This is a genomic window from Sphingobium limneticum, from assembly GCF_008710165.1.
In the GTDB taxonomy this organism is placed as follows: Bacteria; Pseudomonadota; Alphaproteobacteria; order Sphingomonadales; family Sphingomonadaceae; genus Sphingobium; species Sphingobium limneticum.
This window is the reverse complement of the sequence record NZ_VYQA01000010.1, coordinates 103,795-127,503: the sequence shown is the minus strand read 5'-3', so window position 1 is coordinate 127,503 and position 23,709 is coordinate 103,795. Positions and strand designations below refer to the sequence as shown.

Below are 23,709 nucleotides of genomic sequence, written 5' to 3'. Positions count from 1 at the left end.
TTAATTTCGATCAAAGAACCGGGGCAAAGTTCTGATAGTGTCATGACGGTCTGATGGGGGTTGATGGTGCAGCGAGGAAATGAGCGCTTTGTCGAACGGCTGCCGCTCGTGCTCGATCGGCCGCTTTACGCCTATGTGCTCACGACCATCTTCTGCGCGTCGGCGCTGCTGCTGCGGATCGCGGCGGACCCGTTGCTGCCCGTTGGCTATCCCTTCGTCACCTTCTTCCCGGCGGTCATCCTCGCGTCTTTCCTGTTCGGCGTGCGGCCCGGCATTTTCGCGGGCCTGCTGTGCGGGATCATCTCCTGGTATGTCTTCATCCCGCCGCACAATGGCTTTGCGATCAATCCGGCGGTGGTCGTAGCCATGCTGTTCTACAGCGGCGTGGTGGTGGTCGACATCGCGCTCATTCATTTCATGCAGCGGGCCAATTTCAATCTGGCCGTAGAGCGGGAACGCAGCCGCACGCTGGCCGACAATCGCGAATTGCTGTTCCAGGAATTGCAGCATCGCGTGTCCAACAATCTTCAGGTCGTGGCGGCCATGCTCTCGCTCCAGCGCCGCCATGTCGACCATGAGGTCGCCCGCCGCGCGCTGGACGATGCGTCGGAACGGCTGGCGCTGGTCGGGCGGATCAGCCGGGCGCTCTACGATCCGTCGGGGGCGGGGCAGGACATGCACGGCTTCCTGACGGAACTGACCACCGACATCATGGACGCCAGCGGGCGGCAGGACGTCGCCCTGACCGTGGCAGTGCCGGTGGGCCTGCGGCTCGACCCCAATATCACCGTGCCGCTGGCGCTGGTGGTCGCGGAATCGGTCAGCAATGCGATCGAACATGGCCTGCCCGATCGCGCCGGCCATATCCATGTCAGTTTGGCGCAGGCGGATGGCGCGCTGGCGCTGGAAGTGGCCGACGACGGCCATGGTCTGACGCCCGGCGGGGATGGTGGGCAATCGCTGGGCCTGCGCATCGCCCATGCGCTCGCGGCCCAGCTGGGCGGGCGTTTCGCCCTGTCCGCCGCGCCCCAGGGCGGGGCGATCGCCCGGCTCGATCTGCCCGCCACGATCGCCTGTTGAAGGGCCTGTTGACGAAGGCGCATTCTGCCGCTTGGCGGCGGCGATCCGCTCGGCTATGACCCGGCCATGCTGACGAAAACCCTGACGCGCATCGGCGCGGCCACCGCCTTGGTCCTGATCGCCTCGCCCGTGCTCACCGGCTGCTCCACATCGAAGAACAAGGCCGACACCCAATATGTCGCCCGCGACGTTTCGACCCTGTATAACAGCGGTAAGGACCGGCTCGATCGTGGTCAGTACAAGCTCGCCGCCGCCCTGTTCGACGAGGTGGAGCGCCAGCATCCCTATTCGCCCTGGGCCCGCCGGGCGCAGCTCATGTCCGCGTTCAGCTATTATATGAACCAGGACTATAATGAGTCCATCGCCGCGTCGCAGCGTTTCCTGTCGATCCATACCGGCAACAAGGACGCGCCCTACGCTTATTATCTGATCGCGCTGTGCTATTATGAGCAGATTGCCGACGTCACCCGCGACCAGAAGATCACGCAGCAGGGCCTGGACGCGCTGGGCGAGCTGATCCGCCGCTATCCCGACACGCGCTACGCCGCCGATGCGCGGTTGAAGGTCGATCTGGTCAACGACCATCTCGCCGGCAAGGAAATGGAAGTCGGCCGCTTCTACCAGCGCCGCGGCCAGTGGCTCGCCGCTACGCTGCGTTTCCGTTCGGTGGTGGACAAATATCAGACCACGACCCACGCACCCGAAGCGCTGGAGCGGCTGGTTGAATCCTACCTCTCGCTCGGCATCCCCGCCGAAGCGCAAAAGGCCGCCGCCGTGCTGGGCCGAAACTATCCCGGCACCAAATGGTATGAACGCAGCTACAAGCTGATGCAGCAACATGGCGGCAAGGCTTAACGTTTTTTAGCCCCTCCCTTTCAAGGGAGGGGTTGGGGTGGGTCGCGAGCGAAGCGAGCGTCCAACCTCGCCGTTGCAGGCGCCGCTGGCGCGGCGCACCCACCCCCTGACCCCTCCCTTGAAAGGGAGGGGGGAGTTATCGCGCTGCTAACCTCGCTCGCCATCCGCAATGTCGTGCTGATCGAAGCGCTGGACCTGGAGTTCGGCGCTGGCCTGTCCGTGCTGACGGGTGAAACCGGCGCGGGCAAATCGATCCTGCTCGACTCGCTGGGGCTGGCGCTGGGTGCGCGGGCCGATAGCGGGCTGGTCCGCAACGGCGAAGCGCAGGCGAGCGTCGTCGCGGCCTTCGAGCCGCCCGCTGCCTCCACCCGCGTCGCCCAACTGCTCGCCGACAATGGCATCGATATGGAGCCGGGCGAACCGCTGCTGATCCGCCGGCTGGTAAAGGCCGATGGCGGCAGCCGCGCCTTCGTCAACGATCAGCCCTGTTCGGCCGCGCTGCTGCGCGACATCGGTGGGTCGCTGGTCGAGATCCACGGCCAGCATGACGATCGCGGCCTGCTCAACCCGCGCGGTCATCGGGCGCTGCTCGACAGCTATGGCCGTTGCGATGCAGGCGCAGTCGCCACCGCCCATGCCGGATGGCGCGCCGCCGCCAATGCGCTGGCCGCCGCGCGCGAGACGGTGGACAATGCCGCGCGCGACCGCGACTATCTGACCCATGCGGTCGAGGAATTGCGCAAATTCGCGCCCGAACCGGGCGAGGAAGCGACCCTCGCGGAAGAGCGGGCGACCATGCAGAAGGGTGCGCGACTGACCGACGACCTGAGCGCGGTCAGCGATTGCCTGACCGGCTCCGACGGGGGTCTGGCCCAATTGCGTCAGGCCGCGCGCCGGCTCGATCGCATCGCGGGTGAGGAGCCATTGCTGAATGCCGTGCTGGAGGCGCTGGATCGCGCGGTCGTCGAAGCGGGCGAGGCGGAGGACCGTCTGGCCGAAGCCGCCGAGGCGCTGAGTTTCGATCCCGCCCGGCTCGATTCGATCGAAACCCGCCTGTTCGACCTGCGCGGTCTGGCCCGCAAGCATCAGGTGCAGCCCGACGACCTGGCCGCCCTGCGCGACGAGATGGCAGCCAAGCTGGCCGCGATCGAGGGCGGGGAAGAGCATATCGCAGCGCTGGAAAAGGATGTGGCGGGCAAGGCCGACGCCTATCGCGCGGCGGCGCAGGCGCTGTCGGCCGAGCGGCAACTGGCCGCCGGGCGCCTCGACGCCGCGGTTGCGGGTGAACTGGCGCCGCTCAAGCTGGACGCCGCGCGGTTCCGTACTGTCGTCGCGCAACTGGATGAAGGCCAGTGGAGCGCGCAGGGCATGGACCGGGTCGAATTCGAAATTTCGACCAACCCCGGCGCGCCCTTCGCGCCGCTGGCGAAGATCGCATCGGGCGGCGAATTGTCGCGCTTCATCTTGGCGCTCAAGGTCGCGCTGGCGGAGCGGGGCGGGGCCGACACGCTGATCTTCGACGAAATCGACCGGGGCGTGGGCGGCGCGGTGGCCGATGCGATCGGCGAACGGCTGTCGCGGCTGGCGCAGAGCAACCAGATATTGGTCGTCACCCACAGCCCGCAGGTCGCGGCGCGCGGCGCGAGCCATATGCTGATCGCCAAGTCGAGTGACGGGACCGTGACGCGTACGGGTGTTCATGCCCTGAGCGAAGCCGAACGGCGCGAGGAAATCGCGCGTATGTTGTCGGGCGCTGAGATTACGGCAGAGGCGCGGGCACAGGCGGAGCGGTTGCTGGAAGCTTGACACCACCCTCCGTTCGGTTCGAGCTTGTCGAGAACCATCGCGCAGAGTTCTCGACAAGCTCGAACCGAACGGGAATGATAGGTCTATGACCCATAACCGTAGAGACATGCTCGGCCTCACCGCCGCCGCGATCGCCGCCAGCGCCATTCCTGCCGCCGCGCAGGAGGCCAAGCCCCGCTACGGCCTGATCGGCCAGATGCTCAGCACGCCCGGCCAGCGCGACGCACTGGTTGCGATCCTGACGGCGGCGACCGGCGGTATTCCCGGCTGCCTGTCCTATGTGGTGGCGCTGGACACGGCCAATCCGGACGCGATCTGGATCACCGAAATCTGGGACAGCCGCGAAAGCCATGCCGCTTCGCTCAAGCTGCCTGCCGTGCGCGCGGCCATTGCCAAGGCAAGGCCGATCATTGCGGGCTTTCCGCAGCATTTCGAAACGGTGCCGGTGGCGGGGATGTGAGGTTGATGTGTTCGCGCGGAGACGCGGAGGCGCGGAGATTTTGAGAACGGGATGAACTTATTGACGGGGTGGAGCTCGCATGCCACCACGCTCTAAACCGCCTCTAGAAAACTCTCCGCGCCTTCGCGGCTCCGCGTGAACGACTCCCGCTTTCGCCGCCGCACGACAGCGGGTAAGGCATCCCCATGACCGACCCTGCGACCCTCTCCGAAGCCCAAGCTGCCAACCGCCTGATGCGCCTTGCCAAGGAGGTGGCGAAACATAACCGGCTCTACCATGATCAGGACGCGCCGGAGATTAGCGACGCCGACTATGACGCGCTGATCCGTGAGAATAATGCGCTGGAGGCGGCCTTTCCGCATCTGATCCGCGCCGATTCGCCCAATGCGCAGGTGGGTGCCGCCGCCACATCGGCGCTCAAGAAAGTGCCCCATGCCGTCCGCATGATGAGCCTGGACAATGGTTTTTCGGACGAGGATATCGGCGAATTTCTGGCCCGCGTCCGCCGTTTCCTTGCTCTGCCCGACGACGCGCCGCTGGCGCTGACTGCCGAGCCGAAGATTGACGGCCTGTCCTGCTCGCTGCGCTATGAAAAGGGCGCCTTGGTGCTGGCCGCGACGCGCGGGGACGGGACGACGGGAGAGGACGTCACCGCCAATGTCCGCACGATCCCCGACATTCCGCAGCAATTGACCGGGCCGAACATCCCCGACCTGTTCGAGGTGCGCGGGGAGGTCTATATGGCCAAGGGCGATTTCGTGGCTCTGAACCAGCGCCTGCTTGCCGAAGCCGACGACCCCGAAAAGGCGCGGCAGTTCGCCAATCCGCGCAACGCCGCCGCCGGATCGCTCCGCCAGAAGGACGCGACCGTCACCGCCGCCCGCCCGCTACGCTTCCTGGCCCATGGCTGGGGCGCGCACAGCGAAGTGCCCGCCGACACGCAGCTGGGCGTGATGCAGGCGATCGCCAGCTGGGGCCTGCCGGTGTCGGACATGCTGGCCTGCGTCGATAGTCTCGACGCGCTGATCGCCCATTATCGCGGGATAGAGTCGGCGCGCGCCGAACTGCCCTTCGACATTGACGGGGTGGTTTACAAGGTCGACCGGCTCGACTGGCAGCAGCGGCTGGGCTTCGTGGCCAAGGCGCCGCGCTGGGCCATCGCGCATAAATTTCCCGCCGAACGGGCGCAGACCACGCTGGAGGCGATCGACATTCAGGTCGGCCGCACCGGCAAGCTGACGCCGGTGGGACGCCTGACGCCCGTGACCGTGGGCGGCGTGGTCGTCTCCAACGTCACGTTGCACAATGCCGACGAGATTGCGCGGCTGGGCGTGCGCCCCGGTGACCGCATCGTCGTGCAGCGCGCAGGCGACGTCATCCCGCAAGTGGTCGAAAATCTGACCCGTGAGGAAGCGCGCGAACCCTTCCTGTTCCCGACCCATTGCCCCGTCTGCCAGTCCGAAGCGGTGCGCGAGGAGGAGGAGGTCGATTTTCGCTGTACCGGGGGCCTGATCTGCCCGGCCCAGCGGTTCGAGCGGCTGCGCCATTTCGTCAGCCGCGCCGCGCTGGATATCGAGGGGTTGGGGGAGAAGTCGATCCAGGAATTTATCGACCTGGGCTGGATCGCCGAGCCGGCCGACATCTTCCGCCTGAAAAAGCATCGACCCGACCTGATCGGCCGCGAAGGGTGGAAGGAAAAGTCGGTCGACAATCTGCTCGCCGCGATCGAGGCGAAGCGCGCGCCGGACGCTGCAAAGCTGCTCTTCGGCCTTGGCATCCGCCATGTCGGCGCGGTGACGGCGCGGGATCTGCTCAAACGCTACACCAGGCTGCCGGCGATCCGCGCGATCGGCGAAGAGATTATCGCCCTGCGCGCCGCCGCCGATCCGGCGGAGACGCAGGCCAAGCGGGATAAGGCGATCGCCGAACATATCGGCGTCGAAAATGTCGGGAGCGCGGTCGGCCATGCGCTGGCTGATTTCTTCCACGAACCGCATAATGTCGAGGCGTGGGAAGACTTGCTGCGCGAGGTTTCGCCGCCCGATTATGTGGTCGAAACTACCGCCAGCGCCGTGACCGGCAAGATCGTCGTCTTCACCGGCAAGCTGGAGACGATGAGCCGCGACGAGGCGAAGGCGCAAGCCGAGCGGCTGGGCGCCAAGGCTGCCGGCTCCGTCAGCGCCAAAACCGATCTGGTCGTGGCCGGCCCCGGCGCGGGCAGCAAGCTGAAGCAGGCCGCCGCGCTGGGGATTGAGGTCATCAGCGAAGAGGCATGGGCCGAGATCGTGCAGGCGGCGGGGTAACATCATGACGTTCCCCGGCCTGCGCCGGGGAACAATGCCTACATCCCACTCACTGCCAGCCCTGCCACTGCGCAGATCGCCAGCACCGTCATCACTCAGCGCTTCGCCACGAAGATGAGCAGCGCAGCCCCCAGCGCGATGGCGGCAATCCGCCAGTCCAGACTGGTCCAGTCCGGCCACCACAGCCTGACCGGCCCGGCGGCCACCCGTTCCCCGCGCATGAACAGCACATGCAGCGCGAACCAGACGGTCAGGTTGCCGATCACCCCCACGATCGCGGCGGTCAGCGCGGCGAGCGCCCCTTGCAGACGCGGCGCGCGCTCCAGCCGCTCCATCCACGGCGCGACGCTGAAGATCCACAGGAAACAAGGCGCGAACGTCACCCAGGTCGTGAGCAACCCGCCCAGCAATCCCGCGACCAGCGGCGTGAACGGCGCCGGCGCCCGGAATGCGCCCAGAAAGCCGACGAACTGCGTCACCAATATCAGCGGTCCCGGCGTCGTTTCGGCCAGGCCCAGCCCATCGGTCATTTCACCGGCCGACAGCCAGTGCATCGACTGCACCGCCTCCTGCGCCATATAGGCCAGCACCGCATAGGCGCCGCCGAACGTCACCACCGCCAGTTGCGAGAAGAATACGCCGATCTTCCACAGGACATGATCGGGGCCGAGCGCCAGCAGGATCGCCAGCATCGGCGCGGCCCATATCGCGATCCATATCGCGATCGACCGCAGCGTCTGCGCCCAGGGCAATGGCCCGACCGGCGCGTCGCTCGCCGCCTTGCCATGGGCATGCAGCCAGTCCGGCCGCACCCGCGCCAGCAGGAAGCCGATCGCGCCTGATCCCAGCACGACCAGCGGGAAGGGCAGGTTGAACAGGAACAGCGCGAGGAACGCCGCAAAGGCCAGCGCGCGCTTGAACCCGCTGTCCAGCGCGCGCCGGGCGATGCGGATCAGCGCCTGCACCACGATGGCCAGCACCGCCGCCTTGATCCCCAGAAACAGCGCCGCCACGGGTTTCAGGTCCGCGGCAAAGGCGTAGAGCATCGACAGGCCCAGCATGATCGCCGCGCCGGGCAGCACGAACAACAGGCCGCACACAAGTCCCCCGATCGTGCCGTGCATCCGCCACCCGATCCAGGTCGCCAGCTGCTGCGCCTCCGGCCCCGGCAGCAGGTGGCATACATTGAGCGCGCGCAGGAAGGCACCTTCCTCCACCCATTGCCGTTCCTCCACCAGTTCGCGGTGCATCAGCGCAATCTGGCCCGCCGGCCCGCCGAAACTGATCAGGCCGATCCGCCCGAAGACTCGGAATAATGTCGATAAATCCGGTTGCGACACGCACGTCCCCCTTGGGCCGGACACGCCAAAGCGCGCCAAAGGCCCGATACAGCCGCAATGCTTGGGCGGGGAACGCCTGAACGGGAGATTGCCTTACCCCGTGCGCGCATCATGCGATGATGCCGGGGCGGGCGCAAGGGGGATTTCAGGCGGCCAGCGCGTCCGTTCCGTCATGGGCGCGGCGCGCGGCCATGATATCGCCGACATGGCTTTCGGCCCAATGGGTGATCTGGTCCAATATGCCGATCAGCCCGCCGGCCAGCGGCGTCAGCCGATATTCGACCGTCACCGGCACGGTGGGGAAGGCGGCGCGGCTGACCAGGCCGTCGCGCTCCAGGCTCTTCAACGTCTGCGACAGCATCTTCTGTGAAATCGCACCGATCCGCCGCCGCAGGTCGTTGAAGCGCACCGGCCCGTCCTTCAGCGTCAGCATCACCAGCACTGCCCATTTGTCGCCGATCCGGTCCAGCACATGGCGGGTCGGACAGTCGGGATTATAGGCGTCGCCGATGCGGGGCGGGGGCAAGTCCAGGGTGGAAAGCATGGGGGTGGTTTCCTGCGCGTAACCAGGTGATGGCGAAGTGCCTTCTTGCGACCATGATATCGCAATCGCTATCTGGTTTCCATCAGTAACCATCCTATGGAGATTGGAAGCATGAAGGTAGCGATCATCGGCGGCACTGGCCGCGCCGGCACGGAAATCAGCGCGGAACTCGCGCGGCGCGGGCATCAGGTGACGGCCATTTCCCGCCATCCCGAAAATGCGGTCAAGGTTGACGGCGTCACGGCGGTTGCCCGCGATGTGCAGCACACCGACGCGCTGGTCGAAGCGATCAAGGGCCATGATGTGGTGGTCAGCGCGGTCATGTTCTCCGACACCGATCCCACCTCGCTGGTCGGCGTCGTGCGCGATTCCGGTGTGCCCCGCTATCTGGTGGTCGGCGGCGCCGGCAGCCTGGAGGTCGCGCCGGGCGTCGCCCTGATCACCACGCCGGAATTTCCCGAAGCGTACAAGGCCGAAGCGGGCAAGGGCGCGGATTTCCTGACCTATCTGCGCGGTGTGGACGACATCGACTGGACCTTCCTCTCGCCGTCCGCCTATTTCTTCGTCGGCGACCGCAAGGGCAGCTTCCGCCTCGGCAAGGACGAACTGCTGGCCGATGCGGACGGCAATAGCAGCATTTCCTACGCCGACTATGCCATCGCGCTGGTCGACGAGATCGAGACGCCCAAGCACAGCAAGGCGCGGTTCACGGTCGGGTATTGAGGCTCTTCCAATCCCCTCCCGCTCGCGGGAGGGGCAGCGAGACTTGCGCGCGCAGCGCGTTAGTCGCAGCGGGGTGGGCAATTGCGACGTCCAGCCCACCCCCTAGCCCCCTCCCGCAAGCGGGAGGGGGAATTCAGATTTTAAGCCGCGCCTTCCAGCTTGTCCTGCGTCTTCGTGTCGAAGTCGCTTGCGGCGTGGCGTTCGTGCAGCTGCTCTTCCAGCGGCCCGTTCGCCTTGTTGACCATGCGGCCGCGCTTCACGGCGGGGCGGGCGTCGATCTGTTTGGCCCAGCGTAGCAGGTTGGTGTAGCTGCCCGCGTCCAGAAACTCCGCCGCGCCATAGGCCCGGCCCAGCACCAGCCCGCCATACCAGGGCCAGATGGCGATATCGGCGATGCCGTATTCCGCGCCGCCAATATATTCATTGTCCGCCAGACGCTTGTCCAGCAGGTCCAGCTGGCGCTTCACTTCCATCGTGTAGCGGTTGATCGGATATTCGTATTTCTCCGGCGCATAGGCGAAGAAATGGCCGAAGCCGCCGCCCAGCAGCGGGCCGGCGCCCATTTGCCAGAACAGCCAGTTTAGCGTCTCCGTACGGCCGGCCGGGTCGGTCGGCAGGAACTTGCCGAATTTCTCCGCCAGATAAAGCAGGATCGAGCCGGATTCGAACACGCGCTGCGGCGGCGATACGCTGCGGTCCAGCAGGGCTGGGATCTTGCTGTTGGGATTGATGTCGACGAAATCGCTGCCGAACTGGTCGCCATCGCCGATCTTGATCAGCCAGGCGTCATAGTCGGCAGCGGACACGCCCGCCTCCAGCAATTCCTCCAGCAGGATCGTCACCTTCTGCCCATTGGGCGTAGCGAGCGAATAAAGCTGAAGCGAGTGATCGCCGACCGGCAGATCCTTGTCATGAGTCGCGCCGGCGATCGGCCGGTTGATGCTGGCGAAGGGGCCGCCAGCCTCCTTGTCCCAGGTCCAGACTTCGGGCGGGGTGTAGGTGTCGGTCATGCGGGCTGGCTCCGATAAGAGGATGTGGCCCGCAGGTAGGAAGCGGCCCCGCCGCCCGCAACCAAGCCCCGCTCAACTATCCATGATTATTTCGAAACCGTTCGGACTGTCAGCACGCTGATCGCCGATTGGTGGACGATGGCCGACGCGTTGGAGCCCAGCAGCTTGGACGAGAGCGAGGGTTGATGCGACCCGATGACGATCAGGTCGGCGCCGCGCCGTTCCGCCTCGATCAGCACTTCGTCGCGCACGCGGCCGCGGCGGGTGAATATCTGCGTGCGGGCCGGGTCCAGTCCCGCTTCATCCGCCCATGCCTGCATGGCGGCCATCGCTTCCTCTTCTTCCCGCTCGTCGAAATCGATCGCCAGCAGTTCCGAATAGCGGGTGGGCAGATAATAGCGGACATAGAGGATGTGGACGGTACCGGTGGTACCGGCAATTTCAGCCGCGCCGGCAATGGCGGCATGGGCCAGGTCCGGATTGTTGACATCGACGGCGGCCAGGATCGTGGCGTAGGGCATCATCCTCTCCTTATGCTTGTGTCCCCCTCAACCGGCGACACGCGCGAGCGATGCGCCTGTCATCAAAGATTCCCGAAGCGACATGTATAAGGAATAGCCGCAATATCCGCGCAATCCGTCGCGGGCGGGATGACGATGGCGGGTGCCGCGCCTATCTGCGGCGAAGCGCTGGCACCGGGTCGGAACGGGCAGGAAATTTTTCCGCTCCCTCGCCCTTGACCGGCGGAATAGTTTTTCCATATGCATGCCGCTAGCACTCCTGCTCAGTGAGTGCTAACAAAGACAGGTTCATCGGGAGAAGGACAGGCGGACAGGGTGGTTTGGAGCACGACTCCAATGGCCCATCCGCTGCGCCCCATCCCAAATCACGCCAGGGAAAGGCACTCAACATGGCATTCCGCCCATTGCATGACCGCGTTCTCGTCCGCCGCATCGAAGCGGAAGCGAAGACCGCCGGTGGCATCATCATCCCCGACACCGCCAAGGAAAAGCCGCAAGAAGGCGAAATCGTCTCCGTCGGTTCGGGCAGCAAGGCCGAAGACGGCAAAGTGACCCCGCTGGACGTCAAGGCCGGCGATCGCGTGCTGTTCGGCAAGTGGTCGGGCACCGAAGTCAAGGTCGACGGTGAAGACCTGCTCATCATGAAGGAATCGGACATCCTGGGTATCGTTGCCTAAAAACGGCAGCGGCATCGTGGCGTAAAGCTGCGAACCGGATATCCATTCCCGATTTCGGCGAAAATTCGCGCCCTGTGACGGTGTGAACTTCGCAAATTTTGCAATTCTCAAACGAAGGTAAAAGATCATGGCAGCGAAGGACGTAAAGTTTTCGCGTGACGCTCGTGAGCGCATCCTGCGCGGCGTCGACATCCTGGCCGACGCGGTCAAGGTGACCCTGGGCCCGAAGGGCCGCAACGTCGTCATCGACAAGAGCTTCGGCGCGCCCCGCATCACCAAGGACGGTGTTTCGGTCGCCAAGGAAATCGAACTGAAGGACAAGTTCGAAAACATGGGCGCCCAGATGGTGCGCGAAGTGGCTTCGAAGACCAACGACATCGCCGGTGACGGCACCACCACCGCGACCGTGCTGGCCCAGGCCATCGTGCGCGAAGGCATGAAGTCGGTTGCCGCCGGCATGAACCCGATGGACCTGAAGCGTGGTATCGACCTCGCCGTCATCAAGGTCGTCGAAGACATCAAGTCGCGTTCGAAGCCGGTTTCGGGTTCGGCCGAAGTCGCCCAGGTCGGCATCATCTCCGCCAACGGTGACCGTGAAGTCGGCGAAAAGATCGCCGAAGCCATGGAAAAGGTCGGCAAGGAAGGCGTCATCACCGTGGAAGAGGCCAAGGGTCTCGACTTCGAACTGGACGTCGTGGAAGGCATGCAGTTCGACCGCGGCTACCTGTCGCCCTACTTCATCACCAACCCGGAAAAGATGGCTGTCGAGCTGGCTGATCCGTACATCCTGATCCACGAAAAGAAGCTGTCGAACCTTCAGTCGATCCTTCCCATCCTGGAAGCCGTCGTTCAGTCGGGCCGTCCCCTGCTGATCATCGCGGAAGATATCGAAGGCGAAGCGCTGGCGACCCTGGTCGTCAACAAGCTGCGCGGTGGCCTGAAGGTCGCGGCTGTCAAGGCGCCTGGCTTCGGCGACCGCCGCAAGGCCATGCTGGAAGACATCGCCGTCCTGACCAAGGGCGAAGTGATCTCGGAAGACCTGGGCATCAAGCTTGAGTCCGTCACGCTCGGCATGCTCGGCACCGCCAAGCGCGTCACCATCGACAAGGACAACACTGTCATCGTCGACGGCGCTGGCGACAGCGATTCGATCAAGGGCCGCACGGAGCAGATCCGTTCGCAGATCGAAAACACGACCAGCGACTATGACCGTGAAAAGCTTCAGGAACGTCTGGCGAAGCTTGCTGGCGGCGTGGCCGTCATCAAGGTCGGCGGCGCGACCGAAGTGGAAGTCAAGGAACGCAAGGACCGCGTCGACGACGCCCTGCACGCCACGCGCGCAGCCGTCGAAGAAGGCATCGTCCCCGGTGGCGGTACGGCTCTGCTGTACGCAACCAAGGCGCTGACCGGTCTGACGGGCGTCAATGACGACCAGACCCGCGGCATCGACATCGTCCGCAAGTCGCTGACCGCTCTGGTTCGCCAGATCGCCAGCAACGCCGGTCATGACGGCGCCGTCGTTTCGGGCAAGCTGCTGGATCAGGACGACACCTCGTTCGGCTTCAACGCGTCGACCGACGTGTACGAAAACCTGGTCGCCGCCGGCGTCATCGACCCGACCAAGGTCGTGCGCACCGCGCTCCAGAACGCTGCCTCGGTTGCTGGTCTGCTGATCACCACCGAAGCGGCCGTTTCGGAACTGCCCGCCGACGACAAGGCGCCGATGGGCATGCCCGGCGGCGGCATGGGCGGCATGGGCGGCATGGACTTCTGATAGGAAGTTCGACCCCGGCTCAGGCTGGGGTCGCATGTCACCAGGTGCAAGCCTGACAGAAAAAGCCGGTGGAGCGATCCACCGGCTTTTTTCTTTCCTACAGCGAACTGGGCTGACATGCTGCGCGTCTAGCTGGAGGATATATGTTATCGTTGACGATCGCCTTGCTGCTGTCGGGCACGCCGACGGCAATAAATCAGACTCTACCGTTACGGCACTATTTCGCGACGCAGACGGCAACCCACGATTGCCACTATGGGGATCAGGTCCACACTGTGAAGCTGATCGATGACGATATCCTGTCGTCATACGCCACGATTCTCGCCCGTGCGAAGGAGCCGTCATTCCTGACCCCACGCTCAGATGGCGCAACAATCTTGCGCTTTATATGGTTGCGTAGCTTTCACGCCCCCATCATCGTCCGTCTGACCATGCCAAATCAGAGTAAGGGCCGTGTCGAAATGATCCGCTTTTCCGGGCTAGGCGGTTACGACTATGGGCAGGTGAAAGATCGGAAAAGTCGCGCGGTGGATCAGGGGGAGGTCATTTCTTTGCTTGCCGACGCCGATCCCGCCTTGTTGGAGCCTGCTACCCCCTCTTGCGGCCCGCCCGGCACGGACGGAGCGCGTTGGCTGATCGAACGAAGCGACGCTAGCGGCCATCACTTTGCCGAGCGATGGTCGCCAGATGACGGAATTGTAAGAGCGACCGGCATAGCGCTGATCCGGCTGGCGGGGCTGGAGGGCGAAGAAATCTACTGATCCGTTGCGGCCATCACCACCATCATCGGCAATTCCGCCCGCACTTCGAACCCCAGTGAGCGATACAAAGCGATCGTCTTGTCATGCGCGGCATAGGCGTGGAGGAAGGGCGTCTCGCCCCTGTCCAGCATCGCCTGCGCCACCACCCGCATCAGTGCGCCGGCCAGCCCCCGGCCGCGCCAGTCGGGGTGGGTGCACACACCGCTGACTTCGGTAAAGCCGGGCAGGCGCATCCGCTCGCCGGCCATGGCGACCAGTCTGCCTTCCGCCCGCACGCCGATGAAGCGGCCCAGCCGGTGGGTGTGCGATCGGAACGGGCCGGGCTTCGTCAGCAGCGCCAGGTCCAGCATCTCCGCCGCGTCGCTTTCGTCCAGCGGCGCCCAGGCGGGCGGGAAAGCGGTGGCGGGCGTAACGGATGGTGCGACCATCTGCGCCAATGTGGCGGTGCGGGCGACATGGACGCCGGGCGGTGGTGTCAGCGCGTCCGGGCCGATCATCCATAATTCGCCATCCGCGGGCACCAGCGCAGCGAGGGCGGCAAGACTGTCGGGATGGTCGTTCGCCGCCGCGCCGAACGGGCCATGGCGCGGATCGATCCGGCGGGCGCGGTCATCGCCCTGCGCCCATGTCGCCCAGCCGCTCGACAGGCTGTTCCAGATGGGGCGATCGAGCGGATGCATGCGGGGAAACTCCTGTTGAAGGAATGTGTGGAGGCACCGATCCCTAACAACAATGTTAACCGAAAAATAAACGGAAAATGCGATGACCCGAGCGGGAAGCGGAGACCCGCCATTTGCGCGTGCTGAAAACATTATTGGAAAAGCGCCGGGCGCTGGACACGGGGCAGGACGCCGACGTGCGGCGGAGCTTGGTCGAATCGCTTTACGCTTCGCCCCGATCGCTGACCATCGGCGCGGTTACCGGCGTGGCCGTCGGCATCGTGATCAGCACCTTGTCCGATCCGGGTCCGATCCAGCTTGTGGTCGCGGTCCTCTGTCTGGTCGCAACGTTGCGCGTCATTTCCGCCATTTTCTTCCACCGCCAGCTGGTGCGCGGCACCGCCGTCGCCTCACGTAGCTGGGAACTGGCTTATGAACTGGGTGCCTGGGGCTATGCCGGGCTGCTGGGTTTGATGGGCTTCGTCACGTTGCTGGGATCGCCCAACCCCGTCACCCACATGCTCAGCGTGTCGATGGCGACGGGCTATGCCGGCGGTATTTCCGGCCGCAATGCGGGTCGTGTGCAAATTGCCATCGGCCAAGTCTGCCTGACCCTGTTGCCCACCGCGACCGGCCTGTGGCTGGAAGGCTCGACCGGCTATCGCGTCCTGTCCGTGGCGATGGTGATGATGGTGCTGGGGCTGGCCGAAATCAGCTCTACCGTCCATCGCATCGTCGTACAGGCACTGGTCGGCAAGCGCGAAAAATCACTGCTGGCCGAGAAGTTTGAACGGCTGGCGCGCTTCGACAGCCTGACCGGCCTGGAAAACCGCATGGCGATGCAGATGCGCCTGCGCGAGATTTTCGATACGAACCAGAAGCGGAACGACGCCGTCACCATATTGTGGATGGACATCGACCGGTTCAAGGAAATCAACGACTCGCTGGGCCATATGGTTGGCGACCAGTTGCTGCGCGGCGTGGCAGAGCGGCTGAATGACGTCGTGCAGGGGCGGGGACGCATTGCGCGGTTCGGCGGCGATGAATTCGTCATCATTTGCCCGGATATGGACCGCGTCACCGCCGCCGCATTGGCGCAGGAGATTATCGGCTATTTCGCGCATGGCTTTGACCTGAGCGACAATCATCTCCAGGTCACGGCCTCCATCGGCTATGCCGTCGCGCCGCAGGATGGCCGCGACATGGACGAGTTGATGCAGCATGCCGACCTGGCGCTGTATGAAGCGAAGCGGGAAGGGCGCAATCGCGCCGCCAGCTTCAACTGGTCGCTCAAGGAACGGTTCAACCGTATCCATGAGATTGAAACGGGCCTGCGCCGCGCGCTTGATGGCGGCGAACTCAAGCTGCTCTATCAGCCGATCGTCGATCTGGAGAGCGGGCATATAGACGCTTGTGAGGCGCTGCTGCGCTGGGATCATCCGGTGCTGGGACCGATTCCGCCGTCGGAATTCATACCGATCTCCGAAAGCATGGGCATGATCGAGGCGATGACCGGATGGGTGCTGCGCGAGGCTTGCAACACCGCTGTCGCCTGGCCAGGCGATGTGCGGATCGCGATCAATATTTCGCCGGCCTCGCTCAAATGCGCCGAACTGCCGGGCAATGTCATCGCCGCGCTGCTGGAATCGGGCCTGCCCGCCCGCAGGCTGGAGTTGGAGGTCACCGAATCCATCTTCCTCGACAATAGCGGGCAGACCAACAGTATCCTGCGCGAATTGCAGCGGATCGGGCTGCGGCTGGCGCTGGACGATTTCGGTACCGGCTACAGCGCGCTGTCCTACCTGCGTTCCTACCGGTTCGACACGCTCAAGATCGATCAGAGCTTCATGGCCGGTGTCAGCGCCAATGCCGAGGATCGCGCCATCGTCCGCGCGATCGGCAATCTCGCGCGCGACCTCAATATGGACACGGTGGCCGAAGGGATCGAGACGCCCGACCAACTCATCCATGCGCGCGAAGCCGGCTTCACCAATGTGCAGGGCTATTTGTTCAGCCGGCCGGTGCCGCGCGAGCGGATCGCAGAACTGATCGCGGCAGGGCCTTTGGCTGGCAGCGAACGGCCCGATCCAGTGCAACGTCGCCGCCACGCCTGATCGCGGCGGCGCAGGTCTTCCCTATCCGCGCAAGCGAGTCTGGGCAGCCGCCAGCCGCCGCATCATGCGCAGATCGCGGTCGGATAGAGCCAACGCCGTATCGGTCCAGGTTTCGACGATATCGATCAGCTCTTCCAGCGTCATGGGGTTGACCCGACGACCGGCTCGGTTGATGCCGACATAGCCTGCATGGTGGGATGCGTGATCCTTGATCCACTGGGCGGTCGCGGCTTCGCCTTCGCCCGTTTCGACCACCTGGTTGACGATGCCCATGTCGCACATTTCTTCGGCGGTATAGATGCGGCCATCTGTCAGCATATGCCGCGCCAGAACGGGACCGACCCGGCGGGAAAGAATGGAATAGGCGCCCATGCCAGGGAAGAGGCCGAACAATACTTCGGGCAAGCCGAAGCGGGCCTGTCTTTCAGCGATTATGACGTCGAAGCACATCAATGCTTCCAGCCCACCGCCCAGCGCGTCACCCTGGGCCAAGCCGATATTGATGATGTTCATGTCGTTGCAATGCCAGATGCGATCGACGATCTCGCAACAGGCGATACCATATTTCAGCAGCGTGGCGCGGTCGCGGCGCTGAATGCATTCGGCGAACATTTCCAGATCGCCACCTAGGTTGAACACGCCGGGAAAGCGCGACCCGAGCACCATGAACTTCAGCAGGCCGCTTCCATCGTTGTTCTGCTTGCCGCCAAAGACCTGCTTGCTTTCGCGCTGCCAAGCCATGGTGTCGCGAATCAGGCCCATGTTACTGTTGGGTCGCTCCAGTGGCGTCATGAACGCCCAGAGCGTCGACAGGTCTGCGTCCCAGCGGACATCGATCTGACCCAGATCGAATAGAGTCGACTGCCGGAACGCGCTTTCCAGCCCGGCTGCGCTTGGTGTTTCCGTAACGGCAAGCGGCGGAAGTTCGGCGCTGCCTGAGACATCGTCGTGGGATGCGGCTTCAGCCTCATCTCTGACCGGATTAAACCGTCCTGAATCAATCATGTGCGACCCCATTTTCCTATTCTGAATGAACAGATCAGGCTCGCAGGCAGCATGCAATCAACCCGAACATGATTGACAGGGTGTTAACCATTTTTGCCCTGCACTGTTGCAAGGAGGTCGCCCCAAAAGCCCCAGAACCGGATCGGATGTGGCGCAGATGCCACAAAGGCCGTTGTTGCTCGACTGTAAAATGTTAGGCTCAGGCCTTTGTTAACCTTTGTTAATTATGCCGTCGGTCATGAACGAGCCGCGTCCACATAGCCCCAGCGTCACGCTGGCCCTGCATGACGAGCAGGGTGATCCCTGGCCTTTGCGGCTGTCTGCCGATTGCTTGCGCTTCATCGGCCCCTATCGCCGGATAGAGGGTTTTCACATAGATGCGATGGCTCTGTTCGAGGGCGTGCGAAAAGCGGGTTGAGGCCTGCTTCTTGAACAGACGCCGGTTCGCCATTAGAGCGCGGCGATGACCAAAGCCCGTTTTTCCTTCTCGATCCACGCCACCGATGGCAAGGCCCGCACCGGCGCGATCCAGATGCGCCGCGGTGAAATCCGCACGCCTGCCTTCATGCCTGTAGGCACCGCCGCCACCGTCAAGGCGATGCGCCCCGCCGAAGTGCGCGCGGCCGGCGCCGACATCATCCTGGGCAACACCTATCATCTGATGCTGCGCCCCGGTGCCGAACGCATGGCGCGCCTGGGCGGCCTGCACGGCTTCATGGGCTGGGACCGGCCGATCCTGACCGACAGCGGCGGCTATCAGGTGATGAGCCTGAGTGCGCTGACCAAGATGAGCGAGGAAGGGGTCGCCTTCTCCAGCCATATCGACGGGTCCAAGCATATGCTGACGCCCGAGCGGTCGATGGAGATCCAACGGTTGCTCGACAGCGATATCGTCATGGCTTTCGACGAATGTACCAAAAATGGCTGCACCCATGACGAGGCCGCCCGGTCGATGGAGCGGTCGATGCGTTGGGCCAAGCGATCACGCGACGGCTTCGATGCGGGCGGCGACCATGCGGATCGCGCCGCGCTGTTCGGTATCCAGCAGGGGTCGCTGGATCAGGGGCTGCGCCGCATTTCCGCCGAAAAGCTGATCGAGGTCGGTTTCGACGGTTATGCCGTAGGTGGCCTGGCGGTGGGCGAGGGGCAGGAGGCGATGTTCGCTACGCTGGATTTCGCACCCGACATGCTGCCGCAGGACAAGCCGCGCTACCTGATGGGCGTGGGCAAGCCGGACGATATCGTCGGCGCGGTGGAGCGCGGCATCGACATGTTCGATTGCGTGCTGCCCACCCGGTCGGGGCGCAACGGGCAGGCCTTTACCTGGGCCGGGCCGCTCAACATACGCAATGCGAAATTCAATGAGGATCAGGGGCCGCTCGATCCGCGTTGCGGTTGTCCGGTCTGTGCGACGTGGAGCCGGGCCTATCTGCATCATCTGGTTAAGGCAGGGGAAATGCTGGGTGCGATGCTGATGACCCAGCATAATATCCATTTCTACCAGGAACTGATGCAGGGCCTGCGCGACAACATCGCCGCCGGCACCTTGGCCAGCTTCACCGCCGATTTCCGTCGCGATTATCGGAAGGTCTGATCCGATTCTGGAGCATGGTCCGACTAGATTGAATCGGGTCATGCTCTAGGCTCTAGAAATTTTTTGTTGTCCGCATTTTGCGAGCCGTCAGCTGTGCCAGCTGACTTCAAAATGCTCTAGGGGATGACGGTGATGAGGATGCTATAGCTGCCCGCATCACCATCATATTCCAACGGGGTCCGCAACTGGCGCGACAGGCCGGTCAGTACCCGGCCATAACGCTCATCCAGATGGCTGGCCATGTCGTCCGAACTGCGAAGCCCCGTCGATCGCACCGTCAGCCGGGCGCGATCATCACGGTCCGGCTCCAGTTGCACGGAAATGCGCATCGTCGCCTGCGGGGCGAGCATCATCGCCAGTTCGACCAGTTCGGTCAGCAGGAAGGCGATCGGTACGGCAACGTCCTGGCTGATGTGCAGATTGTCGCTGTCGATCTGGATCGCGAACCGACGCGCCAAGGCGGGCGCGGTGCCGCGCAGGCTGGCCGACAATTCGCTGATGAGCGGGCGCACGCCGACGCCGCGATTTTCTTCCAGCTCCGCAAAATGGTTGCGATGGACGACCGACAGCGCATCGACGCGGCGCTGGATCGAGGCATAGGCGTCCGACGCTTCGATATTATGCGCAGACCGGGCGTGGAGGTTGATGAGGCTGGCAATGATCTGCAGGTTGTTCTTGACCCGATGGTGGACTTCGCGGGTCAGCTTGCGCTGCGTTTCCAGCCCTTCGGCCATCTCCGCCTCATGCGTGGCGACGTCCTTGCTGATCTCGTGGAACGTCTCGCCCAGCGCCATGATCTCCAACGCCGGCGTGCGAATGCGCTGCAACGGTTCCAGCACTTCGCCCGGCTGATAGGCGGCGACCACGCGACGCAACAGCACCAGCGGACGGATCAGCAGGCGGTTGACCACGAACCAGCCGATGGCGGCGGCGGCGAACCACATGACCAGCGGCAGGAAGAGCGACAACATCCGCGCCAGCGTGGCGGGCGGCTCGCGCACGGTCATGGTGAGCAGAATGTCGGGTGGATCGAGTCGTGCGGACAGGCTGTTGCTATGGCCGCTGACGCCGCCGCCCGGCCGGCTGACGACCAGTTGGCGATTACCCTGGCGCAGGGTAAGCTGTCGGTTCTGCAATGCGGTAGCCGGATCGGCCACGCTCTCCAGATGGGCGCGCGAATAATAGGACAGGGCGACCAACCGCCCATTGCCGCTGCGTACGCGGCTGACCAGATGGGTCGGCAGCAATTGGGCGATCGGACGATCGAAGCGATTGGCAGGGGTGATGCCAGCGGGTTCCAACTGAGACGATTGGCAAAGTATGTGTCCGGCCCGGTCGTAAATGTAGAAATGACCGCCCTCGGCATCATGGGACGTCAGGAAAAAAGCCAGCCGCCGGCACATGCCCTTGTCAGCGGCGCCATTCGCGATCGCATTGACGGTGAGTTCCAGGGCGGTGCGGTCAGACTGTAAATCGGCGGTCAGCTTCCGCGCGCTCTGCGTCACCGCGACGCGAAGCAATGCTTCCTTTTCCAGGTCGGCGGTACGGATCGCCTGCAATGAGGCAACCAGCGCGATCAGCCCGAGCGGCAACAGGGCAAGAGTCAAGATGAGGAACATCTTGACCCCGGTCGATCGGAAAAAATGCAGCAATGACTCGATCATCGAGCGGGCTGCCGGAGGAAGGCTGCCCCCCATCATAAACGTCTCAGTCCAGCTTACTCAGTAGATCCAGCATTTCGGAGGGAATATCTTCCTCCACCGCGCGCTGGTAAACAGTGCGCAACGCATGAGAGACATTGCCATCTTCCTTGCCCGCGCCGGACCGGCGCTTGCGTTGGGCGGCGGAGCCCTTCACCTTTGTTTCCGGAGGTGGGACGTCATTTCTGTCGTCATCGGCCACGCCCCGCTCCGTCGTTGAAGAAACCAAAATCAGCCCCTCTGCAGCAATTTCCGCCATGCCGGCGCGCCCGTTTCGCGGGTTTGCGTCATGACGTCAATTCGCACAACCGTGCAATCCATAGGAAAATCACGATATCGTTGAAAAAACCATGTGGATGCGAAACAAATCCGTCTGTCGATGGTTCCGTCCTCCGAAGCATTTTTTACGCTGCACAGCTCTGCGCGGCGATGGGGGCGACGGGGGGTTGTCATAATGACATGGACATTCCATCCTTCGCGGCGTTCCCATGCTTCGGGACAATGATGCCCAAACGGGCAGGGAGAAGACTTGACGATGTCGCTTGGACAGCAACTGCACCCCCATCTTCCGTTCCTGCGGCGCTATGCCCGGGCGCTGACCGGTAGCCAGAACCACGGCGACGCCTATGTCCGTGCCGCACTGGAAGCGATCGTCGCGGCGCCGGAGGAATTTCCCAGCGATGTCGACCCGCGCCTTGGCCTGTACAAGACGTTCCAGGCGATCTGGTCGTCCTCGCACCTCGAAGATCTGCCTAATTCGGGCGGCAACGGTCGCGAGGCGATCGCCCAGGCGCGCCTCGCCCGATTGACGCCGCTGCCGCGCCAGGCTCTGCTGCTGACGGCTCTGGAAGGCTTCACCGTCGATGACGTATCCTATCTGATCGACCTGGACAGCGCCGATGTGGAAGCGCTGGTCGAGGAAGCATTGGGCGAGATCGAAGCGCAGACCCGCGCCAAGGTGCTAATCATCGAGGACGAACCCATCATCGCGATGGATATCGAAACGATCGTCCGCGATCTGGGCCATGACGTCACCGCCATTGCTGTCACCCGCGAAGATGCGGTGCGTGAGGCGCTGGCCGACCGGCCGGGCCTGGTGCTGGCAGATATCCAGCTGGCGGACGATAGCAGCGGCATCGACGCGGTGAAGGACATTCTCGCCGAATTTTCGGTGCCGGTCATCTTCATCACCGCCTTCCCGGAACGATTGCTGACCGGCGAACGCCCGGAGCCCACCTTCCTGATCACCAAGCCGTTCCAGCGCGCGACGGTGAAGGCCGCCATTTCGCAGGCGCTGTTCTTCGACGAGGCCACCGCGCCCGCCTGAAGCGCGGGAGGTCAGAAAGTCACGGAACCCCGATCGGAGCGCTGCGTTAATGATGCGTAACGATCGGGAGACGTGTCATGACCGGACAGGAAAGACATATCGCAACCGATGACGCGCGCGCAGGCGCCACGCCCCATGTGGTGCGCTACGTACTCGCCATCTCGCTGGCGCTGGCGGTACTCGCCATGCTGCTGGTGATCTGGCGATAGGCGATGCAACGGAAAGTTGGTTCTTGGCAGTGATCGGTTTAGGGTACGGATGCACTTATGGCTTTGACGACGTCGGTTCATGCGGCGGATGTAGAATCCGATACGAGGGTTGTTCCCATGAATGAGGACGTTGGTGCAGTCGCCGAGAGCGAAATCAGCGGCATCGAAGAGCGCGCGACGCTGTCCGATTCGGACTTCAAGCGCGAACTCGCGGCCGTAATCCCTCATCTGCGCGCCTTCGGCCGATCGCTGTCCGGCAATCGGGACGTGGCGGACGATCTGGTGCAGGAAACCCTGCTGAAGGCATGGGCGGCGCGCAATCGCTTCCAAGCCGGCACGAACATGCGGGCCTGGACCTTCATCATCTTGCGCAACCATTATCTGTCGCAGATGCGCCGGTCGCGCTTCCGGGGCGATTGGGACGATCTGACGGCGGATCGCATCCTCGCCGCGCCCGCGGGGCAGGACAAGCATGTCGAATTAAGCGATATGCAGCGCGCGCTGCTGCAACTGCCCCAGCCCCAGCGCGAAGCGCTGATCCTGGTCGGTGCAGGCGGCTTTGCCTATGAGGAAGCGGCCGAGATTTGCGGCGTCGCCGTCGGGACGATCAAGAGCCGCGTGGCGCGCGGTCGCGCTGCGCTGGAGCAGATATTGGAGAGCGGCGACCTGCCGTCCCGTCGTACCCAGCAGACCACCGACACGGCGGTGCTGGACGAGATCATGGACGATGTGGATCGCCTGAGCCGTGGCCGCAGCGTCGACACTATCCATGAGGATGACTGATCGGAACGTTCGGCTTCCCTTGTCCGTTATGCGGAGATCAAGGAGAGACTCTATGGGTGACATGCCCTCTGGCCGGGACGACGAACGAGTCCCGCCATCACCGCATATTTCCGTCGTCCGGCGCTCGCATGGCAGTGGCGTGGTTTTCGCGCTGATCGCCGTTGCGCTGGTGCTGGCGATCGGCTTTTTCTATATGACCAACGAGCGACGCGGCGATGCGCAGGCTGACAAGCTGACACATGCGGCAGGATCGGTGGACGACGCTGCCCGGATCGTGGGCGATGCGGCGCAGAACGCCGCCGACACGCTGCGCAACGAGCATTGAAGCCGACCTGATTTCCGTTCTTCCATAAACGGGTGATCCATCTGGTGATCTCGCCATACCCAACGGCGCGCCAGCGCTCAGCGGCGGGTTCCTGCAAACAGTTGCCCCCGGATTCAGCATTTCTTTGCCATTGTCGGGC

Annotated in this window: 24 protein-coding genes; 16 read left to right on the top strand and 8 right to left on the bottom strand. The window is 63.8% G+C overall.

The genetic code is table 11. The features are described from left to right. Nucleotides 1-66 precede the first annotated feature (66 nt). The 5 genes from F4U95_RS14495 to ligA all read left to right on the top strand — a co-directional run bounded on the left by F4U95_RS14495 (nt 67) and on the right by ligA (nt 6,504). Nucleotides 67-1,080 carry a sensor histidine kinase gene (locus F4U95_RS14495; protein WP_150426237.1) on the top strand — a complete coding sequence of 338 codons (1,014 nt, stop codon included), beginning with the start codon at nt 67-69 and terminating at the stop codon, nt 1,078-1,080. Nucleotides 1,081-1,146: 66 nt separating this feature from the next. Beyond that, entirely contained in the window at nt 1,147-1,935 is a 789-nt protein-coding gene (locus F4U95_RS14490) for an outer membrane protein assembly factor BamD (protein WP_120250477.1), read from the top strand. A 144-nt stretch (nt 1,936-2,079) separates the two neighbouring features. Next, nucleotides 2,080-3,741, top strand: a complete 1,662-nt coding sequence (gene recN, locus F4U95_RS14485) for a DNA repair protein RecN (RefSeq protein WP_150426178.1) — start codon at nt 2,080-2,082, stop codon at nt 3,739-3,741. An 85-nt stretch (nt 3,742-3,826) separates the two neighbouring features. Continuing rightward, entirely contained in the window at nt 3,827-4,201 is a 375-nt protein-coding gene (locus F4U95_RS14480) for a putative quinol monooxygenase (protein WP_150426177.1), read from the top strand. A gap of 185 nt (nt 4,202-4,386) precedes the next feature. Beyond that, nucleotides 4,387-6,504 carry an NAD-dependent DNA ligase LigA gene (gene ligA, locus F4U95_RS14475; RefSeq protein WP_150426176.1) on the top strand — a complete coding sequence of 706 codons (2,118 nt, stop codon included), beginning with the start codon at nt 4,387-4,389 and terminating at the stop codon, nt 6,502-6,504. A gap of 95 nt (nt 6,505-6,599) precedes the next feature. Here ligA and chrA read toward each other — a convergent pair whose 3' ends face one another. Both chrA and F4U95_RS14465 read right to left on the bottom strand, forming a co-directional pair. Further along, entirely contained in the window at nt 6,600-7,844 is a 1,245-nt protein-coding gene (gene chrA, locus F4U95_RS14470; RefSeq protein WP_170267497.1) for a chromate efflux transporter, read from the bottom strand. 145 nt (nt 7,845-7,989) lie between these two features. Next, on the bottom strand, nt 7,990-8,388 hold the full coding sequence (locus tag F4U95_RS14465; protein WP_120250472.1) for a winged helix-turn-helix transcriptional regulator: 399 nt from the start codon (nt 8,386-8,388) through the stop codon (nt 7,990-7,992). Between the two features lie 111 nt (nt 8,389-8,499). On the opposite strand from F4U95_RS14465, the gene F4U95_RS14460 reads away from it, so the two are divergent. Next, nucleotides 8,500-9,111, top strand: a complete 612-nt coding sequence (locus F4U95_RS14460; RefSeq protein ID WP_150426174.1) for an NAD(P)-dependent oxidoreductase — start codon at nt 8,500-8,502, stop codon at nt 9,109-9,111. A gap of 140 nt (nt 9,112-9,251) precedes the next feature. Here F4U95_RS14460 and yghU read toward each other — a convergent pair whose 3' ends face one another. Then, nucleotides 9,252-10,121: a glutathione-dependent disulfide-bond oxidoreductase gene (yghU, locus tag F4U95_RS14455; protein WP_150426173.1), complete on the bottom strand. Its 870-nt coding sequence runs from the start codon at nt 10,119-10,121 to the stop codon at nt 9,252-9,254. A gap of 86 nt (nt 10,122-10,207) precedes the next feature. After that, complete coding sequence (locus tag F4U95_RS14450; RefSeq protein ID WP_120252101.1) at nt 10,208-10,642, bottom strand: universal stress protein; 435 nt, start codon at nt 10,640-10,642, stop codon at nt 10,208-10,210. A gap of 389 nt (nt 10,643-11,031) precedes the next feature. Between F4U95_RS14450 and groES the strand changes: the two genes are divergently transcribed. The 3 genes from groES to F4U95_RS14435 all read left to right on the top strand — a co-directional run bounded on the left by groES (nt 11,032) and on the right by F4U95_RS14435 (nt 13,854). After that, a complete protein-coding gene (gene groES, locus F4U95_RS14445; protein ID WP_004211301.1) occupies nt 11,032-11,319 on the top strand; it encodes a co-chaperone GroES in 288 nt (95 codons plus the stop codon). A 127-nt stretch (nt 11,320-11,446) separates the two neighbouring features. Then, the gene (gene groL / locus F4U95_RS14440; RefSeq protein WP_120250469.1) at nt 11,447-13,093 is read left to right on the top strand and encodes a chaperonin GroEL; all 1,647 of its coding nucleotides are present in this window, start codon (nt 11,447-11,449) and stop codon (nt 13,091-13,093) included. 143 nt (nt 13,094-13,236) lie between these two features. Then, nucleotides 13,237-13,854 carry a hypothetical protein gene (locus tag F4U95_RS14435; RefSeq protein WP_150426172.1) on the top strand — a complete coding sequence of 206 codons (618 nt, stop codon included), beginning with the start codon at nt 13,237-13,239 and terminating at the stop codon, nt 13,852-13,854. On the opposite strand, the gene F4U95_RS14430 is transcribed toward F4U95_RS14435, so the two are convergent. Then, complete coding sequence (locus F4U95_RS14430) at nt 13,848-14,534, bottom strand: GNAT family N-acetyltransferase (RefSeq protein ID WP_150426171.1); 687 nt, start codon at nt 14,532-14,534, stop codon at nt 13,848-13,850. The two genes, F4U95_RS14435 and F4U95_RS14430, sit on opposite strands and share 7 nt — an antisense overlap. Before the next feature lie 113 nt (nt 14,535-14,647). On the opposite strand from F4U95_RS14430, the gene F4U95_RS14425 reads away from it, so the two are divergent. Next, a complete protein-coding gene (locus F4U95_RS14425; protein ID WP_150426170.1) occupies nt 14,648-16,627 on the top strand; it encodes a putative bifunctional diguanylate cyclase/phosphodiesterase in 1,980 nt (659 codons plus the stop codon). 21 nt (nt 16,628-16,648) lie between these two features. Here F4U95_RS14425 and F4U95_RS14420 read toward each other — a convergent pair whose 3' ends face one another. Then, nucleotides 16,649-17,632 (bottom strand): crotonase/enoyl-CoA hydratase family protein, encoded by a 984-nt coding sequence (locus tag F4U95_RS14420; protein WP_150426169.1) that lies wholly within the window; start codon nt 17,630-17,632, stop codon nt 16,649-16,651. A gap of 238 nt (nt 17,633-17,870) precedes the next feature. On the opposite strand from F4U95_RS14420, the gene F4U95_RS14415 reads away from it, so the two are divergent. Continuing rightward, nucleotides 17,871-18,050 (top strand): hypothetical protein, encoded by a 180-nt coding sequence (locus F4U95_RS14415; RefSeq protein ID WP_120252098.1) that lies wholly within the window; start codon nt 17,871-17,873, stop codon nt 18,048-18,050. Between the two features lie 45 nt (nt 18,051-18,095). Then, a complete protein-coding gene (tgt, locus tag F4U95_RS14410; protein WP_150426168.1) occupies nt 18,096-19,226 on the top strand; it encodes a tRNA guanosine(34) transglycosylase Tgt in 1,131 nt (376 codons plus the stop codon). Between the two features lie 116 nt (nt 19,227-19,342). Here tgt and F4U95_RS14405 read toward each other — a convergent pair whose 3' ends face one another. Further along, complete coding sequence (locus F4U95_RS14405; RefSeq protein WP_246171601.1) at nt 19,343-20,890, bottom strand: sensor histidine kinase; 1,548 nt, start codon at nt 20,888-20,890, stop codon at nt 19,343-19,345. A 43-nt stretch (nt 20,891-20,933) separates the two neighbouring features. Continuing rightward, nucleotides 20,934-21,185, bottom strand: a complete 252-nt coding sequence (locus F4U95_RS24805; protein ID WP_150426166.1) for a NepR family anti-sigma factor — start codon at nt 21,183-21,185, stop codon at nt 20,934-20,936. Nucleotides 21,186-21,461: 276 nt separating this feature from the next. Between F4U95_RS24805 and F4U95_RS14395 the strand changes: the two genes are divergently transcribed. From F4U95_RS14395 to F4U95_RS14385, 4 genes are all read left to right on the top strand, one after another. Beyond that, entirely contained in the window at nt 21,462-22,253 is a 792-nt protein-coding gene (locus F4U95_RS14395; RefSeq protein ID WP_120250464.1) for a response regulator, read from the top strand. Nucleotides 22,254-22,330: 77 nt separating this feature from the next. Further along, nucleotides 22,331-22,462, top strand: a complete 132-nt coding sequence (locus F4U95_RS25380; RefSeq protein WP_281347236.1) for a hypothetical protein — start codon at nt 22,331-22,333, stop codon at nt 22,460-22,462. A 117-nt stretch (nt 22,463-22,579) separates the two neighbouring features. After that, nucleotides 22,580-23,245, top strand: a complete 666-nt coding sequence (locus tag F4U95_RS14390) for a sigma-70 family RNA polymerase sigma factor (protein WP_120250463.1) — start codon at nt 22,580-22,582, stop codon at nt 23,243-23,245. A gap of 52 nt (nt 23,246-23,297) precedes the next feature. Further along, the gene (locus F4U95_RS14385; RefSeq protein WP_120250462.1) at nt 23,298-23,570 is read left to right on the top strand and encodes a hypothetical protein; all 273 of its coding nucleotides are present in this window, start codon (nt 23,298-23,300) and stop codon (nt 23,568-23,570) included. Nucleotides 23,571-23,709: the final 139 nt, after the last annotated feature.

Coding starts and splice junctions, on each gene's coding strand:
- groL (WP_120250469.1), top strand. CDS start 11,447: ATGGCAGCGAAGGACGTAAAGTTTTCGCGTGACGCTCGTGAGCGCATC.
- F4U95_RS14385 (WP_120250462.1), top strand. CDS start 23,298: ATGGGTGACATGCCCTCTGGCCGGGACGACGAACGAGTCCCGCCATCA.
- F4U95_RS14390 (WP_120250463.1), top strand. CDS start 22,580: ATGAATGAGGACGTTGGTGCAGTCGCCGAGAGCGAAATCAGCGGCATC.
- tgt (WP_150426168.1), top strand. CDS start 18,096: ATGACCAAAGCCCGTTTTTCCTTCTCGATCCACGCCACCGATGGCAAG.
- F4U95_RS14395 (WP_120250464.1), top strand. CDS start 21,462: ATGTCGCTTGGACAGCAACTGCACCCCCATCTTCCGTTCCTGCGGCGC.
- F4U95_RS25380 (WP_281347236.1), top strand. CDS start 22,331: ATGACCGGACAGGAAAGACATATCGCAACCGATGACGCGCGCGCAGGC.
- ligA (WP_150426176.1), top strand. CDS start 4,387: ATGACCGACCCTGCGACCCTCTCCGAAGCCCAAGCTGCCAACCGCCTG.
- groES (WP_004211301.1), top strand. CDS start 11,032: ATGGCATTCCGCCCATTGCATGACCGCGTTCTCGTCCGCCGCATCGAA.
- F4U95_RS24805 (WP_150426166.1), bottom strand. CDS start 21,185: ATGGCGGAAATTGCTGCAGAGGGGCTGATTTTGGTTTCTTCAACGACG.
- F4U95_RS14405 (WP_246171601.1), bottom strand. CDS start 20,890: ATGATCGAGTCATTGCTGCATTTTTTCCGATCGACCGGGGTCAAGATG.
- F4U95_RS14490 (WP_120250477.1), top strand. CDS start 1,147: ATGCTGACGAAAACCCTGACGCGCATCGGCGCGGCCACCGCCTTGGTC.
- F4U95_RS14415 (WP_120252098.1), top strand. CDS start 17,871: ATGAACGAGCCGCGTCCACATAGCCCCAGCGTCACGCTGGCCCTGCAT.
- F4U95_RS14420 (WP_150426169.1), bottom strand. CDS start 17,632: ATGATTGATTCAGGACGGTTTAATCCGGTCAGAGATGAGGCTGAAGCC.
- F4U95_RS14465 (WP_120250472.1), bottom strand. CDS start 8,388: ATGCTTTCCACCCTGGACTTGCCCCCGCCCCGCATCGGCGACGCCTAT.
- F4U95_RS14480 (WP_150426177.1), top strand. CDS start 3,827: ATGACCCATAACCGTAGAGACATGCTCGGCCTCACCGCCGCCGCGATC.
- yghU (WP_150426173.1), bottom strand. CDS start 10,121: ATGACCGACACCTACACCCCGCCCGAAGTCTGGACCTGGGACAAGGAG.
- F4U95_RS14450 (WP_120252101.1), bottom strand. CDS start 10,642: ATGCCCTACGCCACGATCCTGGCCGCCGTCGATGTCAACAATCCGGAC.
- F4U95_RS14435 (WP_150426172.1), top strand. CDS start 13,237: ATGTTATCGTTGACGATCGCCTTGCTGCTGTCGGGCACGCCGACGGCA.
- F4U95_RS14460 (WP_150426174.1), top strand. CDS start 8,500: ATGAAGGTAGCGATCATCGGCGGCACTGGCCGCGCCGGCACGGAAATC.
- F4U95_RS14430 (WP_150426171.1), bottom strand. CDS start 14,534: ATGCATCCGCTCGATCGCCCCATCTGGAACAGCCTGTCGAGCGGCTGG.